Raw genomic sequence first — 15,640 nt, forward strand, 5'->3', positions numbered from 1 at the left:
CCAGAGACGCCCACAAAAAACGACTGCCCTGAAAGCCGCGCCAGAGGCGGCTTCCGGGCAAGTTCAGTGACTGCTTAGTGTAACGTATGGCCGGTGAAAAGGTGATCAATATCATTTCTATTGAAGCGATAGTTTGCGTGACAGAACTGGCAGTCCATGTTGATGCTGCCCTGTTCGTCGAGGATGCTGTAGCACTCGTCCTTGCCGATGGCTTCCAGCGCGGCCAGGGTGCGTTCGTGGGAACAGCTGCAGCGGAAGGCAACCGGATCCGGCTCGAACAGGCGCACCGTTTCCTCGTGGAACAGCCGGTGCAGCAGGGTTTCACTGTCCAGGCTCAGCAGTTCCTCCGCTTCCACTGTGCGGGCCAGGTGGTTCACCCGGTTCCACAGGTCATCGTCGTCATCGGTATGGCCGGGAAGGCGCTGGAGTAACAGGCCGGCAGCGGTATCCTCGTTGGCAAACAGGAACAGGCTGGTGGCGATCTGCTCGGAGCGCTCGAAGTACTCTTCCAGGCAGCCGGCCAGGGTTTCTGATTCCCTTGGTACCACGCCCTGATAGCGCTGGCCCTGTTCCGGGGTAATGGTGATGGCCATACGGCTTTTTCCGAGCAGCTCGTGCAGGGTTTCGCCGCTGACCGCATCGGCATCAAAGCGGGCCAGGCCACGGATATGGCGGTCATGGCTGCATTCGGCCATGAGTGTGCTGAGGGCACCTTCACCCGCTGCCTGCAGCGAGAGAGTGCCTTTGAATTTCAGGGTGCTGCTCATCAGTACGCTGGCTACCAGGGATTCTCCCAGCAGCTCGCGGACTGAATCCGGGTAGGGGGCCTGGCCGGTGATTTCCTTGAAACTCTCGCCCAGCTGTACCCAGGCACCCCGCACCTGGCTGTGTTCAAAGAGAAAACGTTGGAACTGGTCGCGGGATGCCATGGTGTCTCCTGGAGCTGATGTATCGATTTACTGGGAGTTACTGAAACGGGGTTGTATACGGGTTGTCAGATATGTGGGATTCAATGGTTACAGACCATTCTGTTCCCGGAAGCGCTGGATATCCCGGCGATCTTTCTTGCTCGGCCTTCGAGCCGGGGGCAGCTGTGCAGCCTGCATGGTCTTGCGTTGCCAGGCCAGATCTTCCCGCCGTTTCACGCTGTCGTCGGTTTCGTGATAGAGCTTCTGGGCTTCCGGGGCGCCCCGGCGTCGGTCGCTGATGTCGTCGACGATCACGATCTTTTCCTGCCAGCCCAGGCGCAGGGTCACTTTGGCGCCGGTCTCAACGATCTTGCCGGGCTTGGTGCGCTGGCTGTTGTAGTGCACCTTGCCGCCTTCAATCGCCTCTTTGGCGAGCGAGCGGGTTTTATAGAATCGCGCTGCCCACAGCCATTTATCGAGCCGGACTTTCTGATCGTCTGCGTTCGCCGCCGTCATATCTCCTCACCTGTCGGGCAAATGCCGCAATAATCCATTATAACCCCCTCATGGGGTGGATGGCACTGCTGTATGTGAGCGCAAGGCAGGCAGTACTTCATCGAAGTGATGAATGCCGGGAATGTCCGGGTGGTGGTCTTTGGATGGCTGCTGGCTGTCGGGGGCCAGAATCGCCAGGCACTGGCCAATACCGGCGGCACGGGCACTCTCAAGCACCGGGAAACTGTCGTCGACCATCAGGGTAGATTGGTGACGATAGGGGGAGCGGCCGGCAAGGTCCTGCCAGAACGCCGGGTCCTCTTTGGGCTTGCCCAGTTCGTGGCTGGAGACGATGCCGTCAACATGCTGATCCAGTCCGGTCCGCTGAAGCTTCAGGGCCAGAGGATCTGGATGGCAGTTGGTGACGATGACCGAGCGCAGTCCGGCCTGGCGCAGTGCGGCCAGGAAGTCGGTTACATGGGGGCGGTAGCCAATGCGGTCGCCAACTTCCGCCTTAAGGCCGGTTATGTCCAGGGCAAGGCGTTCGCTCCAGTAATCGGTGCAGTACCAGTTCAGTGAGCCCCGCTCGGCCATAATCATCGGAATCAGGTAGTCCCGGGCCTCGGTTGGGTGCAGGTCAAAGTGTTCGGCATAGCGCCTTGGCAGGTGCTCCAGCCAGAAGTGGTTGTCGAAATGCAGATCCAGCAGTGTCCCGTCCATATCGAGGAACACCGTATCGAGGGTTGACCAGTCCACCATAAACAAAACAGCCTGAAGAATTTTCTTCAGGCTGCCTCAGATCCCGACCAGTGGCAAGCCGGGATTTTACGGATCGGTGCGCCAAATCAGTTGTCGGACTGCTCCACAGTTTCTGACTTGCGACCGGTGCGGGTGCAGCCCAGGCAGCGCACGAAGGTGGCCTTGGCCGGGCCAACCACCAGCACTTCACCGGCTTCACCGGCATTGCCGCCAAGCGCCGAGAATGGCAGGGATACCAGATACACAGCACTACCAATAATGGTTGTGGCCAGCAGCGCCGGGCGCAGCAACACCGCATCGGCGGTCATGGCCAGCGCAGACGGGCTTTCGTCCACGGCACGGGCATGGCCGAGCGATGAGAATGCCAGCAGGCAGGCTGCGACGGTGGCTACCAGGGTGCGGGAAATCTTGCGGGTCATGTCATTCTCTCCTGAACGTATCAGCCCGGTTGGTCAGGGCTCGCCTGTCTCTGTATTGCGAGCCAGCATGTTCGCGCTGCGTGCGGCGACCGGGTACTAGCACTCCATTAACTATGAATCATATTGCCTCAATTTCAAACGGTTTTTCGTTGAAAAGTGTGAGCCGTTGCGGAATCTCAGCGCTGGCATCGGGGGCAGTAAACCGTCGATCGGTTGTTCATGCGGATCTCTTTCAGCGGGGTGTTGCATTCGGTGCAGGGCGCTCCCGCCTTGCCATAAACCAGTAGCGACTGGGCGAAATACCCCGGTTTGCCGTCGCTGTTGACGAAGTCCCGCAGAGTGGTGCCGCCCATCAGTATGGCGGCGCTGAGGGTTTCCCGGATGGCCTCGGCCAGCTTGTGGTAGCGGTCCAGGCTGATGCGGCCGGCTTTGCGTTTCGGGTGGATGCCGGCCTTGAACAGCGCTTCGTTTGCGTAGATGTTGCCCACACCAACCACCACATGGTTGTCCATGATGAAGGATTTGACCGGCGTCTGTTTATGCCGGGACAGGCGAAAAAGCCAGGCGCCGTTGAAACCTTCGGATAGGGGTTCCGGACCGAGCGCGCTGATCAGTGGATGCCGGTTCCAGTCGGTAGTCCACAGCCAACAGCCGAAGCGTCGCGGGTCATTGAAGCGCAGGCGGCGATGATTGCCGAGGACAAGCTCGACGTGATCGTGAGTCATGGCGGGGCTGTCGTCGGTGATCACTCTGAGACTGCCCGACATGCCCAGATGGACAATCACGGAACCAGTCTCCAGGTGCAGGAACAGGTATTTCGCCCTGCGCTCCACGGCCCGGATGGTCTTGCCTTCCAGGTGCTCGGCCAGATCCGCCGGCACCGGCCAGCGCAGGCTGGGGTTGCGGACAATTACCCGCTGGATGGTCTGGCCCTCGCAGTGAGGCGCAATGCCCTGACGGGTGGTTTCAACTTCAGGTAATTCCGGCACAGAGCCTCCACCAACAGACAGATTTTGAGACGAAACAGTGTAATCGGTAACAAAAAAGCCGCCAAACCTGGTTGTCCAGGCTTACACCTGTACGCTAGAGTGGGCCTAACGATCACCCCCTTCGAGTGCCAGCGACATCCCTCAGCAGTATCGCCTTTCGAAGTTAATCGAGTTTCGAGGATTATCTATGTGGTTTAACGGTCTTCTGGACCTTTCTGTGTGGCAGCTGATCGCGGTCACTCTGGTGATGACACACATCACCATCGTTAGCGTTACCCTTTATCTGCATCGTCATTCGGCCCATAACGCGCTGGATCTGCATCCCGTCCTCAAGCACTTTTTCCGCTTCTGGCTCTGGCTGACCACGGCCCAGAACACCAAAGAGTGGACGGCCATCCACCGTAAACACCATGCCAAGTGCGAAACCGAGGAAGATCCTCACAGCCCGGTGGTGCTGGGTATTCGCAAGGTGCTGTTTGAGGGCGCCGAGTTGTACGCTGCTTCTGCCACCCCTGAAACCCTTGAACGCTATGGTCAGCGCACGCCGGAAGACTGGATTGAGCGCAACCTCTACAGCCGGTACAAGACCCTGGGTATTGCCCTGATGGCGGTAATCAACCTGGCACTGTTCGGGGTGCACGGTATCTGGATCTGGGCGGTACAGATGATGTGGATTCCGGTATGGGCTGCCGGCGTGGTCAATGGTATCGGTCATTATCTGGGCTATCGGAATTTCGAATGCGCCGATAACGCCCGCAACATCTCGCCGCTGGGTATCCTGATTGGTGGTGAAGAGCTGCACAACAATCACCACACCTATCCGAATTCGGCCAAGCTGTCTCGTCGCTGGTACGAAGTGGACATCGGTTGGGGTTACATTCGTCTGTTCCAGCTGTTTGGTCTGGCGACGCCGAAAGGCTACCGGCCTATTGCTCATTATGTTCCGGGCAAGCAGGCGGTGGACGTGGAAACCGTTCAGGCTATCGCCAATAACCGCTTTGTGATCATGCGCCAGTATCGCAAGCGAGTAATGGAGCCGGTGCTGCGACAGCAGAAAGCGTTGATGGACGACGAAATTCGTCCCCGTTATCGCAAGCTCAAGCAATTGCTGTCTCGCGAAATCAGCCTGATCAAGCCTCGGGAAAAAGAACATCTCGACACGGTGCTGGAGCGCAACGAAGTGCTCAGGCTGATCTACGAGAAGAGTCATGAACTCCAGGCACTCTGGCGCCAGCGCGGGCTCAAGCCCCAGGACAAGCTGCAGGCGTTGATGGAGTGGTGTCGTGACGCCGAAGCCAGTGGTGTTCGTTACCTGGAAGAGTTTGCCGCGCACCTGCGAGCGTATTCCTTGCGCCCCGCTTCCTGAGACAGGCCTGCCTGTAGGATACGCCGGAAGCCCCCCGTTACTGGGCTTCCGGTTCCTCACCCCGTTCAACCCGGAAAAGACAGTAGCTGACCTGGCCTGCTGATTTCTGTCGGTGCAGGTGCCAGCTGGCCGGAACCGCCGGCAAGGCTCTTTCACTCTCGTGTTCGACATAGATCCAGCCACCCGGCTTTACCCATTGCTGGGTGTCCAGCAGCGGTATCAACCGTTCAAGCCAGCCTTGCCGGAATGGCGGGTCCATAAACACGATGTCGTAGCCCCGGCCGTCACCCTTTGCCAGAAACTGTTCCACATCCTGGCAGGCGACATCCCCTTTGTTGGTTCCCAGCAGCCGGAGGTTGTCCCGGAGCGCTTTGGCCAGGGCGGGGGTGTGGTCCACCAGCGTTGCCTGCGCTGCTCCACGGGACAGTGCTTCCAGTCCCAGAGCCCCGGAACCGGCGAACAGATCCAGGCACCGGCTGCCTGCCAGGTGGAAGTTCAGCCAGTTGAACAGGGTTTCCCGGGTGCGGGCCGGGCTGGGCCGCACGCCGCCGGCGTCCGGAAAGCGCAGTTTCCGGCTGCGCCAGTCGCCGCCGATGATTCTCAGTTCGCCGGTTCCGGAGCCTTTGCCTGGTGAGACGACGGGTTTTTTGCGGGCTGGGGGACGTCGTGCCATAGGGGCGAGGCTCCGGGGAAATCATGGATGGCTGATGTTTGCGGCTATGGTACCGGAATCCACGAGACCGGTTAATCCTGCCCCATCACTTGTGCCGGCCAGTCTGTTAGAATGCTCCACTTATTTTGGCGAGCTGGGGTTCTTGTGTCCTCTTCGCGAACCTGCGGCCTGTGCCCGCCCTTTTTTCAGACAGATGGATAGATTATGACGGCAGAGTGGATTTCAGTCGGCCTGTTGGCCCTTCTTGTTCTGTTTTTTGTGCTGGATATCGCCGGCAACCGCAAGCGTGCGCCCCGGCCCAAGCCGGTACCTCAGCGTAAGCCGGAGGTGGCCAGGGGGCCGGCTCCTGTGCCAGCGGAACCTGAGGCCGAACCTGAAGTGCCGCCTGAACCAGCGGCAGAAGCCGCTGAGCCGGAAGCGGCTCAACCGGTTGTTGAGCCGGCTCCCGCGCCGGAACCCGTTCCGGCGGCGGAGCCTGAGGTTGAGCGCGAACCGGAAACCCGAGTCAGTGTCTTCGAGCGCATCAAGCAGGGTCTGGGGAAAACCCGGGCCAGCCTGACCGGTGGTCTGGCCGACCTGTTCTCGGTGGGCAAGAAGATTGACGAAGATCTGCTGGAAGAAATCGAAACCACGTTGCTGATGGCCGATGTGGGTGTGACCGCCACCTCTGAGATCATTGACGCCCTGACCGAGAAACTCGAACGCAATCAGCTGAAAGATGGCGAAGCCCTGCGCAAGGCGCTACGGGATGAGTTGCATGGCCTTCTCAAGGACGTGACCCGGCCGCTGGAGATCGATGCTGGTAAACAGCCATACGTTATCCTGATGGTTGGCGTGAACGGTGTCGGCAAAACCACTACCATCGGCAAGCTCACCAAGAAATTCCAGAGCGAGGGTAAGTCGGTCATGCTGGCCGCTGGAGACACCTTCCGGGCGGCGGCGGTTGAGCAATTGCAGGTCTGGGGCGAGCGCAACAACGTTCCGGTGGTGGCCCAGCATACCGGCGCAGACAGTGCATCGGTAATTTTCGACGCCATCCAGTCGGCTCAATCCCGGGGTGTGGATGTGGTGATTGCAGACACCGCCGGTCGCCTGCAGAACAAGGACAACCTGATGAACGAGTTGTCCAAGGTCGTTCGGGTGATGAAGAAGCTGGATGAATCTGCGCCTCATGAGGTGATGTTGGTGCTGGATGCCGGCACTGGTCAGAATGCCCTGAGCCAGGCCCAGGTATTCCAGCAGGCAGTAGGTGTCTCCGGCATTACGCTCACGAAACTGGACGGCACGGCCAAAGGCGGTATTGTGTTTGCGATCGCCCGTCAGCTGCAGTTGCCAATCCGCTATATCGGGGTGGGAGAACAGGCCGAAGACCTGCGCAGCTTCGATGCCGAAACTTTTGTGGATGCGTTGTTCGAAGACTGACGCCGTAAAGACGGAGTAGCTGCCCCGATGATCGAGTTCCGCCAGGTAACCAAACGCTACGACAGTGATCACACCGCGCTCAGGGCTGTGAACTTTCACCTGGACCGTGGTGAGCTGGCGTTTCTGACCGGACATTCCGGCGCGGGCAAGAGTACCCTTCTGAAACTGATCATGGTGATGGAGCGCCCGACAGCGGGTGAGGTGATCGTGGGCGGCCAGAAGCTGAATAGCCTGCCCCGCCGCCAGATTCCTTACATCCGGCGTCATATCGGTGTGGTGTTCCAGAATCACCAGCTGTTGTTTGACCGCACGGTGTTCGACAACGTGGCCATGCCATTGGAAGTGATGGGGGCCTCGCCGGAAGACACCGGCCGGCGCGTGCGGGCGGCACTGGACAAGGTTGGTTTGCTGAAAAAGGAAAAGATGAACCCCATGCAGTTATCCGGGGGTGAGCAGCAGCGGGTCGGTATTGCCCGTGCGGTAGTAAACAAACCACCCGTACTGCTGGCGGACGAGCCGACCGGTAACCTGGATCCCGAATTGTCTGCAGACATCATGCGGTTGTTTACCCAGTTCAGTCAGGTTGGGGTAACGGTACTTGTGGCAACCCACGATATTGCTCTGATTAATGAAATGAATCGACGTACGCTGACTCTGAATCAGGGCCAGCTGGTAGCTGGCGGAGGTGTGAGTGGCCACTGACTCTCGCCAGAAGCCGGATAATCGCCGGGGCGCTAACCGTTCGCGATCACTGTTGAGTGATCAGGCCCGGAGTTATCTGGGCCACCACCGGAAAGTAGCCCGGGATTCTATCCAGAGAATGTGGAAAACCCCGGTAGCCAGCGCCATGACCTGGACAGTGATGGGGGTAGCTCTGGCCTTGCCGGTTGCCCTGCTGTTGCTGTTGACCAGCCTGCAGGGTGTGAGTGCAGGCTGGGAGAGCACGGCCAGGATTACCGCCTATCTGGCGATGGAACTGCCGGCGGAGGAAGCCCGGGGTATGGCCGCGGACATTGAAAGCGATGGGCGAGTGGTATCGGTTCAGCTGGTCGAGCGTGATCAGGCCCTGGCCGACTTTCGAGCCAGTTCCGGGCTGGACGAGGCGCTGGATTTCCTGGAAGAGAATCCTTTGCCGCATACGCTGCTGATTACACCCGAAGACAGCGCTCGCTCGGCAGAGGGCGTTCAGGCACTGGTGACGTTTGTCGAGAATATGAACGGTATCGATCAGGTCCAGGTCGACCTGGGCTGGCTGCAACGCCTGAACGCAATGACCGACATCCTTGCCCGCGCCGTCTGGGCGCTGGCTTTGTTGCTGGGGGCTGCGGTTATCCTGGTGATTGGTAACACGGTGCGTCTGGCCATCGAGAACCGGCGGGATGAAATCCTCGTGGCAAAACTGGTGGGCGGAACCGATGCTTTCGTTCGTCGTCCGTTTCTTTACACCGGCGCCTGGTTCGGGCTCGGGGGTGGCCTGGTGGCGTGGTTACTGATTCAGGTGTCGCTCTGGTGGTTAAGCGGCCCGATCGAGCGTCTTGCCGGGTTGTATCGCAGTGAGTTTACCTTGCAGGGGCCGGGATTCGATGGCGCGTTGGCATTGATAATCGTAGCGATGCTGTTAGGCTGGCTGGGCGCCTGGGTTGCGGTGAGGCGTCATCTGGATGACATTGAGCCGGGCGATATTGCTGGAGGCTGATCCGGATCGCGGGAAAACCGTATTGAAAAAAGAGCCTTTTCTGACGTAGTTTGATTTGTAGAAAAGCAAAGGCGATCTTTCCAGATGTATGATTTTTAACGTTTTACTGGGAAGTTCGGGAACTAATTGAGTTCTTGGCGGTCTCATATTGAGTTGCTATATTTAAAGGCTGTCAGGTTCGGAGGTTAATGCATGGGTACGAGTTTACAGCTGGTTGACAGACTGGTTCCGGGTGCGAATCTCGAGTCGTATATCCAGGCGGCGAGTCGCATTCCTGTTCTCTCCGTTGATGAAGAGCGGGAACTGGCAGAACGGTTGCACTACCATGGCGATGTTGAGGCCGCGCGTCAGTTGGTACTGTCGCACCTGCGCTTTGTGATTCACATTGCTCGCAGCTATGCCGGCTACGGCCTGGCCCAGGCCGACCTGATCCAGGAAGGCAACGTTGGCCTGATGAAGGCCGTCAAGCGGTTTAATCCTGAGTATGGCGTGCGTCTGGTGTCGTTTGCCGTGCACTGGATCAAGGCGGAGATTCACGAATTCATTCTGCGTAACTGGCGCATTGTGAAAGTGGCCACCACCAAGGCCCAGCGCAAGCTGTTCTTCAATCTGCGCAGCCAGAAGAAGAAGCTGGCATGGCTGAATCACGATGAGTTGAAAGCGGTCGCCAATGATCTGGGTGTCGAGCCGCACGTGGTGCGGGAAATGGAAGGTCGTCTGGCTTCCCAGGACACCGCCTTTGACGGCCCGATGGATGATGACGAAGACAACGCCTACCAGGCGCCGGCTTATTACCTGGAAGATCGCCGTAGCGATCCGGCGGTTCAGCTGGAAAACGCTGACTGGTCTGAGGACTCCAACGGCCGGCTGATGCAGGCGCTGGAGCAGCTGGACGAGCGAAGTCAGGATATTCTGCGTGAACGCTGGTTGTCGGAGAGCAAGTCGACGCTGCATGAGCTGGCCGACAAGTACGGGGTGTCCGCTGAGCGGATCCGCCAGCTTGAGAAAAACGCCATGAAGAAGATCCGGGTGCAGATGGCTGAGGTCGCCTGAGGTTTTCTCGCCAGCTCGAAAGCTGAAAACGCCACCACCGTTCGCGGTTGGTGGCGTTTTTGTTTGTATAATCCGCCTAAACCATTTAATTCACGTGGCTGGGAAGAAGGGATTGGGGTAGCCTTTCCAAAAAACGCTCCTGCGGCACATCCATGTGGCGCTTCTGCTCCGCCATCCATGGCTCCGCAAATTTTTGGAAAGGCTACCCCAATCCCTTCGCCGGGCTTCTGAGTGGGATTCCCCAAAATGTTTGCACATTCTCCTCGTATCGCTTTTCTCGGCATCGGCCTGATGGGCACGCCGATGACCCGTAACCTGCTGGACGCCGGTTTTTCCATGACGCTCTGGAATCGCACCACCAGCAAATGCGAGCCCTTTGCCAGCGAAGCGACGATCGCCGGGACGCCCGCCGAGGCGGTGGCGGAGGCCGATATCGTGATCACCATGCTGGAAAATGGCCAGGTGGTGGACGATGTGCTGGTAAATCAGGGCGCTCTGGCTGCGGTGAAGGTGGGTGCGCTGGTGATTGATATGAGTTCGGTGCAGCCTTCGCTGGCGCGACAGCATGCCGAGCTGGCCGCAGAGCAGGGGGTGGGTTACGTGGATGCACCGGTGTCCGGTGGCACGGTGGGTGCGGCCGAGGCTCGTTTGAGTATCATGGCGGGCGGCTCGGAAGCCGATATCGAGCGGGCTTTGCCGGTGTTCAATGCGCTGGGAAAATGCACCCGCATCGGGCCGGTAGGGGCCGGTCAGTTGGCGAAGCTGGCCAATCAGGCGATTGTGGGTATTACCATCGGGGCTGTGTCGGAGGCGCTGTTGCTGGCAGCCAAAGGTGGCGCGGATCCGGCCGCCGTGCGGGAAGCGCTGATGGGCGGGTTTGCCGGCAGCCGGATTCTGGAACTGCATGGCCAGCGGATGATTGACCGGGACTTCGCGCCGGGCGCTCCGGCCCGCATCCAACTCAAGGATATGCGTATGATTCTGGATGAGGCCCGCGCGGAAAATCTGACCCTGCCGCTGGCCCAGCAGGTGCATAATGAATACCTCGCCCTGGTCGCCAATGGCCACAGTGATGTTGATCACAGCGGCCTGTTGCTGGAGCTGGAGCATCTGAACGGCTCCTTGATGGGTTCACTGGGCCGAGGCCCCAAGCACTGAATTAACCGGAGAAATCTGCCATGCCCCGTTTTGCTGCCAACCTGAGCATGCTGTTTACCGAAGTGCCGTTTCTGGAACGTTTCGCCCGGGCCCGAAGTGCCGGGTTTCATGGTGTGGAGTATCTGTTTCCCTATGAGTGGCCGGCAGAACAACTGGCGGAGCGGCTTCAGAGCAACGGGCTGGAACAGGTACTGTTCAACCTGCCGCCCGGCGACTGGGCAGCAGGGGAGCGAGGCATTGCCTGTCTGCCGGATCGCATTGAGGAGTTTCGCGCCGGTGTCGAGCAGGGCATTCACTACGCCCGGATGCTGGACTGCAAGCAGCTCAATTGCCTGGCAGGTTTGAAGCCCGAATCCGTTGCCGAGGAAGAAGCCTGGCAGACCCTGGTGGCGAATGTGCAGTACGCAGCCGACCGCTTCGCCGAAGCCGGCCTGACCCTGTGCCTGGAAGCCATCAATTCGCGGGTGGATATGCCGGGCTTCATGCTCGATACCAGTGGCAAGGTGATGGCGCTGATTGAGGCGCTGGAGGCAGACAACGTGCGCCTGCAGTACGATCTCTATCACATGCAGATCATGGAAGGGGATCTGATTCGTGGCATCGAATGCCTGCTGCCCTGGATTGGCCACATCCAGTTCGCCGACAACCCGGGCCGGCATCAGCCGGGAACCGGGGAGATTAACTTTTTGAATGTTTTCTCGGCGATAGACAGACTGGGTTATGGCGGCTGGGTGAGCGCAGAGTACAGGCCTACGGGGGCGACAGAGCCGTCTCTGGGCTGGTTTTCTGAGGCAAACTGACCGTCGCCATAGGCGACACCCTCTTACAAGATCGTAACTGGCCGGTTCCCGGAGTTCTTCGTACCCTTGTTGTTAATGTTTTCCGCTATCAGGAGGAGCACCGGTGAAAGCGCTGGTAATCGAAGACGATCGGGATGTAGCAAATTATCTGCTAAAGGGACTGAGGGAATCCGACTTCGTGGTGGATCATGCGGCCGACGGCAAGGAAGGCATGATGATGGCGGCCAGTGAAGAATACGACATCATGATTGTCGACCGGATGTTGCCGGGTATGGATGGCCTTTCCATTATCAAGACGGTACGGGCCACGGGCAACCAGACGCCGGTGCTGATTCTCAGTGCTCTGGGCGATGTCGATGACCGTGTCGAAGGGCTGCGTGGCGGTGGCGATGACTACCTGACCAAGCCGTTCTCTTTCACCGAGCTGTTGGCGCGCATCGAGTCACTGATCCGGCGTAACCGTCAGGCGGCCGAGACCGAGACCGTACTGAAAGTGGCGGATCTGGAGATGGACCTGCTGGCCCGCACCGTAAAACGAGCCGGCCAGAATATTGATGTCCAGCCCCGGGAGTTCAGGCTGCTGGAATACCTGATGCGTAATGCCGGGCAGGTGGTTACCCGTACCATGCTGCTGGAGAAAGTGTGGGATTATCACTTCGACCCCCAGACCAACGTGATCGACGTGCATATCAGCCGTCTGCGCGCCAAGATCGACAAGGAATTCGATACACCCCTGCTGCAGACAGTGCGGGGGGCGGGATACATGTTACGTGAAACTGCTTAGTCAGCTCAGAACATCGTCTTTCCAGCTTGCCCTGCTGTATATGGTGGTGTTTGCCACCTCGGTGTTTCTGCTGTTGGCATTTATCTACTGGCGTACAGCCGGGTTCATGACTGCCCAGACCGACGAGACCATTGAAGCGGAAATCGCCGGCCTGGCGGAGCAGTATCGCAGTCGTGGTGTAAATGGTCTGATCACCATCATCCGGGAACGGGTGGCCAGGGATCCGAATGCCAAGTCCATTTACCTGTTGACCACAGACGACTTTCTGAAACTGGCCGGGAATATTGAAACCTGGCCAGAGGGCAGCCGCTCGTCTGACAGTGGCTGGATCAATTTCACCCTGAACCCCTCCGTTGGCTGGCAGGGCCCCGAGCGCCTGGCCCGGGCCAGAATCTTTGAGGTCCAGGGTGGTTTGCGCTTGCTGGTGGGGCGCGATGTGGATGACCTCACCAACCTCAAGCGGGTGATTGAAACTGCCATCAACTGGGGTATGGGAATCACCCTTGCCCTGGCGCTCCTGGGTGGCTTCCTGATGAGCCGAAGCACCACTCGCCGCATTGAAGTGATCAACAACACCTCTCGCCGGATCATGAATGGGCACCTGTCCCTCCGGATTCCGACCCGTGGGACCGACGACGATTTTGATCAACTGGCCGAAAACCTGAACCAGATGCTGGACCGGATCGTGTATCTGATGGAAGGCATACGCCATGTTTCCGACAGCATCGCCCATGATCTTCGCACTCCACTGACGCGACTGCGTAACCAGCTCGAAAACACGCTGATTACGGTCGACAATGACGAGGCGCGCGAGCATGTCGGGCAGGCTGTGGCAGAGGCTGACCAGCTGCTGGCCACCTTCAATGCCTTGCTGCGCATCGCCCGGCTGGAGACCCGGGGCAACTCGGCCGACATGAAAGCGGTGGCGCTGGATGAACTGGTCAGCGATGCCTGTGAACTCTACGAGGCCCTGTCTGAGGACAAGGATCAGAGTTTCTCTCAGGAACTTGAGCAAAATGTCCGGATTGAGGGAGACCGGGATCTCCTGTTCCAGATGATCAGTAACCTGATCGACAACGCCATCAAATACACGCCGGAGCATGGTGCCATCAAGGTGGTCGTTCGCCGGGACGGCGGCGGAGCGGTGTTTGAGGTTCAGGATTCCGGTATCGGTATTCCGGATGATGAGAAAGACCAGGTTTTCCAGCGCTTCTACCGGGTTGGCAAGAGCCGCTCGTTACCCGGCAATGGTCTGGGGCTCAGCCTGGTGTCGGCGGTGGCGGAGATTCATCAGGGCCAGATTCTGCTGAGTGATACCCATCCTGGGGAAGACATGCCGGGCTTGACCGTCACGGTCCGGATGCCAGCGTACACCGCCGTAAAAAAGCGGATCAAGGCCACACAGTCTGAGAATGGTGGTTCAACGGAGGAGGGTCGCTCCTCCGCAGAACCCGGCACGGCCTGAGATTACTGGCTGGCGCGAAAGCGGTTGATACGGCTCAGGACAGGGCCAAGTACCGCGTCGGCCCGTGACTCGACCTGCTGGCTGATATGATCAAACTGCGAGCGACGGCGATCCACCTTGGCCTGAATACTGTCCCACTCGCCTTCCAGATGCTTCTGTTCGGCCATCAGAAAGGCCGCAATATTGTGGCGATTGACGCGGCTGGTGATGCCCAGCTGGTCCAGCCGGAAACCCAGGCTATCCACCCCTTCAAGTGCCAGATTCATCAGTTTCTTGGTATCCATTAGCATATCTCCATGCAGAAAAGATCAGGTGTCATTGTCGGCCACGCTAATCCTTGGCGCTAGAGTGTTCAACCTAGATTGCGGAACGGATGCCTTGCCAAAAGGTAATCGCATGGCCACAGGCAGGTAATGGTCAATGTGCAGAATAGAGGGTGTAGATGCGGAAGCGGGCGGATGATCTGCTTGCTTCCCCCTCCAGCACAGCGCTAGCCTTATACCCCGTGATTCACGGGGTTTTTTTTGCCCTTCCGAAATGCATTGTTTCTTGAACCAGGACACCCATGGCCAACCAGACGCCTTCAGGCAACAACCGGCCGCGCTATATCACCCCCGAAGGTGAGCAGGCGCTCCGGGATGAGCTGCAATTCCTATGGAAAGTAAAGAGACCAGAGGTTACCCAGGCAGTACGTGAAGCGGCTGCCCTGGGAGACCGGTCCGAGAATGCCGAGTACATCTATGGCAAGAAGCAGCTTCGGGAAATCGACCGCCGCGTACGCTTCCTCAGCAAGCGGCTGGATGAGGTCTCGGTGGTGGATCGCCTGCCAGAAGACCGGAGCCGGGTATTCTTTGGTGCCTGGGTGACCATCGAGGATGAGGACGGCAGTGAGCAGGAGTATCGAATCGTGGGTGCCGATGAATTCGATCTCGAAAAAGGCTATCTCAGTATCAATTCTCCGCTGGCCCGCGCGCTCATTGGCAAGCATCTGGATGACGAGGTATCGGTGAGAACCCCTGAGGGCTGGAAGCAGGTGGTGATTACCGATATCCGCTACCAAATGGCCTCGAACGACAAGTGAGTGCTGTCACAAAACTGGCTTTTGCCTGGGCAAAGGGTCATTTTTGGCGATAGACTGATCAAATATTGTCACCCGTCAGGGCAAATGGATGATCGGCTAGGGTTGGGATGAGCACCATGAATGTCAGGAAACAGACAGAGGAAAAACGAGCCGGGGCAGCGTTGCTGGCGTTGCCGTTGATGCTGTTGATGGCCTTGCCTGCCTATGCCCAGAGTGAAGATGACGCCGCGTTTGAGTACGAAGAGCGTTCCACAATCGACACGATTCCGTTTCGCTCAGTCGCGGAAGAGGAGCTGGCCAATACTGTGATTGAGGGTGGGCTGGCAGCGCCGGCGGCCGGGGTACCGGTGCAGCAGGCAACGGATGACGATTTCTATCTGGACCCGCTGGCCCTGCAGCCGAGAGACCCGCGAACCGATCTGGGTCGTTCCGAGATTCCCGTCGAGATCCGTTTCAGTAATCCCAAAGTGATACCGGGCCAGAGCCACGGCAACAATTACGTGATCCGGCCACCCGAGAACCGCACCTACGATACCCTGAATACCAATCTCACCGGTCGTTAATCATCGGCC

18 protein-coding genes are annotated in these 15,640 nt (G+C 58.7%); 11 read left to right on the forward strand and 7 right to left on the reverse strand.

Features of this window, described 5'->3' with window-relative positions; genetic code table 11:
- Positions 1-74: 74 nt before the first annotated feature.
- The 5 genes from hslO to mutM form a co-directional block, all read right to left on the reverse strand.
- A complete protein-coding gene (gene hslO / locus ARC85_RS02470; RefSeq protein ID WP_022991325.1) occupies positions 75-929 on the reverse strand; it encodes an Hsp33 family molecular chaperone HslO in 855 nt (284 codons plus the stop codon).
- An 87-nt stretch (positions 930-1,016) separates the two neighbouring features.
- Entirely contained in the window at positions 1,017-1,424 is a 408-nt protein-coding gene (hslR, locus tag ARC85_RS02475) for a ribosome-associated heat shock protein Hsp15 (RefSeq protein ID WP_011787156.1), read from the reverse strand.
- 48 nt (positions 1,425-1,472) lie between these two features.
- Entirely contained in the window at positions 1,473-2,162 is a 690-nt protein-coding gene (gene yrfG / locus ARC85_RS02480; RefSeq protein WP_199451586.1) for a GMP/IMP nucleotidase, read from the reverse strand.
- Between the two features lie 86 nt (positions 2,163-2,248).
- On the reverse strand, positions 2,249-2,581 hold the full coding sequence (locus ARC85_RS02485) for a hypothetical protein (RefSeq protein WP_011787154.1): 333 nt from the start codon (positions 2,579-2,581) through the stop codon (positions 2,249-2,251).
- A 176-nt stretch (positions 2,582-2,757) separates the two neighbouring features.
- A complete protein-coding gene (gene mutM / locus ARC85_RS02490) occupies positions 2,758-3,570 on the reverse strand; it encodes a bifunctional DNA-formamidopyrimidine glycosylase/DNA-(apurinic or apyrimidinic site) lyase (RefSeq protein ID WP_199451585.1) in 813 nt (270 codons plus the stop codon).
- Positions 3,571-3,757: 187 nt separating this feature from the next.
- Between mutM and ARC85_RS02495 the strand changes: the two genes are divergently transcribed.
- Entirely contained in the window at positions 3,758-4,936 is a 1,179-nt protein-coding gene (locus ARC85_RS02495) for a DesA family fatty acid desaturase (RefSeq protein ID WP_199451584.1), read from the forward strand.
- 37 nt (positions 4,937-4,973) lie between these two features.
- Here the strand turns inward: ARC85_RS02495 and rsmD are convergent, their stop codons facing one another.
- Entirely contained in the window at positions 4,974-5,609 is a 636-nt protein-coding gene (gene rsmD, locus ARC85_RS02500) for a 16S rRNA (guanine(966)-N(2))-methyltransferase RsmD (RefSeq protein WP_014422982.1), read from the reverse strand.
- Positions 5,610-5,813: 204 nt separating this feature from the next.
- On the opposite strand from rsmD, the gene ftsY reads away from it, so the two are divergent.
- From ftsY to ARC85_RS02540, 8 genes are all read left to right on the forward strand, one after another.
- Positions 5,814-7,031, forward strand: coding sequence for a signal recognition particle-docking protein FtsY (gene ftsY / locus ARC85_RS02505; protein WP_286714240.1), 1,218 nt, complete (start codon positions 5,814-5,816; stop codon positions 7,029-7,031).
- Between the two features lie 27 nt (positions 7,032-7,058).
- Complete coding sequence (gene ftsE / locus ARC85_RS02510; protein WP_014422980.1) at positions 7,059-7,733, forward strand: cell division ATP-binding protein FtsE; 675 nt, start codon at positions 7,059-7,061, stop codon at positions 7,731-7,733.
- Positions 7,723-8,727 carry a permease-like cell division protein FtsX gene (ftsX, locus tag ARC85_RS02515; RefSeq protein ID WP_023008692.1) on the forward strand — a complete coding sequence of 335 codons (1,005 nt, stop codon included), beginning with the start codon at positions 7,723-7,725 and terminating at the stop codon, positions 8,725-8,727. Before ftsE ends, ftsX begins: the two co-directional genes overlap by 11 nt.
- A gap of 192 nt (positions 8,728-8,919) precedes the next feature.
- Positions 8,920-9,780, forward strand: a complete 861-nt coding sequence (gene rpoH / locus ARC85_RS02520; RefSeq protein ID WP_011787147.1) for an RNA polymerase sigma factor RpoH — start codon at positions 8,920-8,922, stop codon at positions 9,778-9,780.
- Between the two features lie 246 nt (positions 9,781-10,026).
- Positions 10,027-10,938 (forward strand): NAD(P)-dependent oxidoreductase, encoded by a 912-nt coding sequence (locus tag ARC85_RS02525; protein WP_278350562.1) that lies wholly within the window; start codon positions 10,027-10,029, stop codon positions 10,936-10,938.
- Positions 10,939-10,958: 20 nt separating this feature from the next.
- The gene (hyi, locus tag ARC85_RS02530) at positions 10,959-11,738 is read left to right on the forward strand and encodes a hydroxypyruvate isomerase (protein ID WP_278350561.1); all 780 of its coding nucleotides are present in this window, start codon (positions 10,959-10,961) and stop codon (positions 11,736-11,738) included.
- Between the two features lie 103 nt (positions 11,739-11,841).
- Complete coding sequence (locus ARC85_RS02535; protein WP_011787144.1) at positions 11,842-12,522, forward strand: winged helix-turn-helix domain-containing protein; 681 nt, start codon at positions 11,842-11,844, stop codon at positions 12,520-12,522.
- On the forward strand, positions 12,509-13,987 hold the full coding sequence (locus tag ARC85_RS02540) for a HAMP domain-containing sensor histidine kinase (protein WP_199451581.1): 1,479 nt from the start codon (positions 12,509-12,511) through the stop codon (positions 13,985-13,987). Before ARC85_RS02535 ends, ARC85_RS02540 begins: the two co-directional genes overlap by 14 nt.
- 2 nt (positions 13,988-13,989) lie before the next feature.
- Here ARC85_RS02540 and ARC85_RS02545 read toward each other — a convergent pair whose 3' ends face one another.
- Positions 13,990-14,271, reverse strand: coding sequence for a hypothetical protein (locus ARC85_RS02545; RefSeq protein ID WP_011787142.1), 282 nt, complete (start codon positions 14,269-14,271; stop codon positions 13,990-13,992).
- 281 nt (positions 14,272-14,552) lie between these two features.
- Between ARC85_RS02545 and greB the strand changes: the two genes are divergently transcribed.
- Together greB and ARC85_RS02555 are read left to right on the forward strand one after the other, a co-directional pair.
- A complete protein-coding gene (greB, locus tag ARC85_RS02550) occupies positions 14,553-15,068 on the forward strand; it encodes a transcription elongation factor GreB (protein ID WP_014422972.1) in 516 nt (171 codons plus the stop codon).
- A gap of 116 nt (positions 15,069-15,184) precedes the next feature.
- On the forward strand, positions 15,185-15,631 hold the full coding sequence (locus ARC85_RS02555; RefSeq protein ID WP_502688006.1) for a hypothetical protein: 447 nt from the start codon (positions 15,185-15,187) through the stop codon (positions 15,629-15,631).
- Positions 15,632-15,640 lie beyond the last annotated feature (9 nt).

The sequence above is a fragment of the Marinobacter sp. tcs-11 genome, from assembly GCF_002049515.1.
In the GTDB taxonomy this organism is placed as follows: domain Bacteria; phylum Pseudomonadota; class Gammaproteobacteria; order Pseudomonadales; family Oleiphilaceae; genus Marinobacter; species Marinobacter nauticus.

Bases quoted from the DNA above. Each gene is read 5' to 3' on its own strand.
- hslO (WP_022991325.1), bottom strand. From the start codon at position 929: ATGGCATCCCGCGACCAGTTCCAACGTTTTCTCTTTGAACACAGCCAG.
- hslR (WP_011787156.1), bottom strand. From the start codon at position 1,424: ATGACGGCGGCGAACGCAGACGATCAGAAAGTCCGGCTCGATAAATGG.
- yrfG (WP_199451586.1), bottom strand. From the start codon at position 2,162: ATGGTGGACTGGTCAACCCTCGATACGGTGTTCCTCGATATGGACGGG.
- ARC85_RS02485 (WP_011787154.1), bottom strand. From the start codon at position 2,581: ATGACCCGCAAGATTTCCCGCACCCTGGTAGCCACCGTCGCAGCCTGC.
- ARC85_RS02495 (WP_199451584.1), top strand. From the start codon at position 3,758: ATGTGGTTTAACGGTCTTCTGGACCTTTCTGTGTGGCAGCTGATCGCG.
- rsmD (WP_014422982.1), bottom strand. From the start codon at position 5,609: ATGGCACGACGTCCCCCAGCCCGCAAAAAACCCGTCGTCTCACCAGGC.
- ftsY (WP_286714240.1), top strand. From the start codon at position 5,814: ATGACGGCAGAGTGGATTTCAGTCGGCCTGTTGGCCCTTCTTGTTCTG.
- ftsE (WP_014422980.1), top strand. From the start codon at position 7,059: ATGATCGAGTTCCGCCAGGTAACCAAACGCTACGACAGTGATCACACC.
- rpoH (WP_011787147.1), top strand. From the start codon at position 8,920: ATGGGTACGAGTTTACAGCTGGTTGACAGACTGGTTCCGGGTGCGAAT.
- ARC85_RS02525 (WP_278350562.1), top strand. From the start codon at position 10,027: ATGTTTGCACATTCTCCTCGTATCGCTTTTCTCGGCATCGGCCTGATG.
- hyi (WP_278350561.1), top strand. From the start codon at position 10,959: ATGCCCCGTTTTGCTGCCAACCTGAGCATGCTGTTTACCGAAGTGCCG.
- ARC85_RS02545 (WP_011787142.1), bottom strand. From the start codon at position 14,271: ATGGATACCAAGAAACTGATGAATCTGGCACTTGAAGGGGTGGATAGC.
- greB (WP_014422972.1), top strand. From the start codon at position 14,553: ATGGCCAACCAGACGCCTTCAGGCAACAACCGGCCGCGCTATATCACC.
- ARC85_RS02555 (WP_502688006.1), top strand. From the start codon at position 15,185: ATGAATGTCAGGAAACAGACAGAGGAAAAACGAGCCGGGGCAGCGTTG.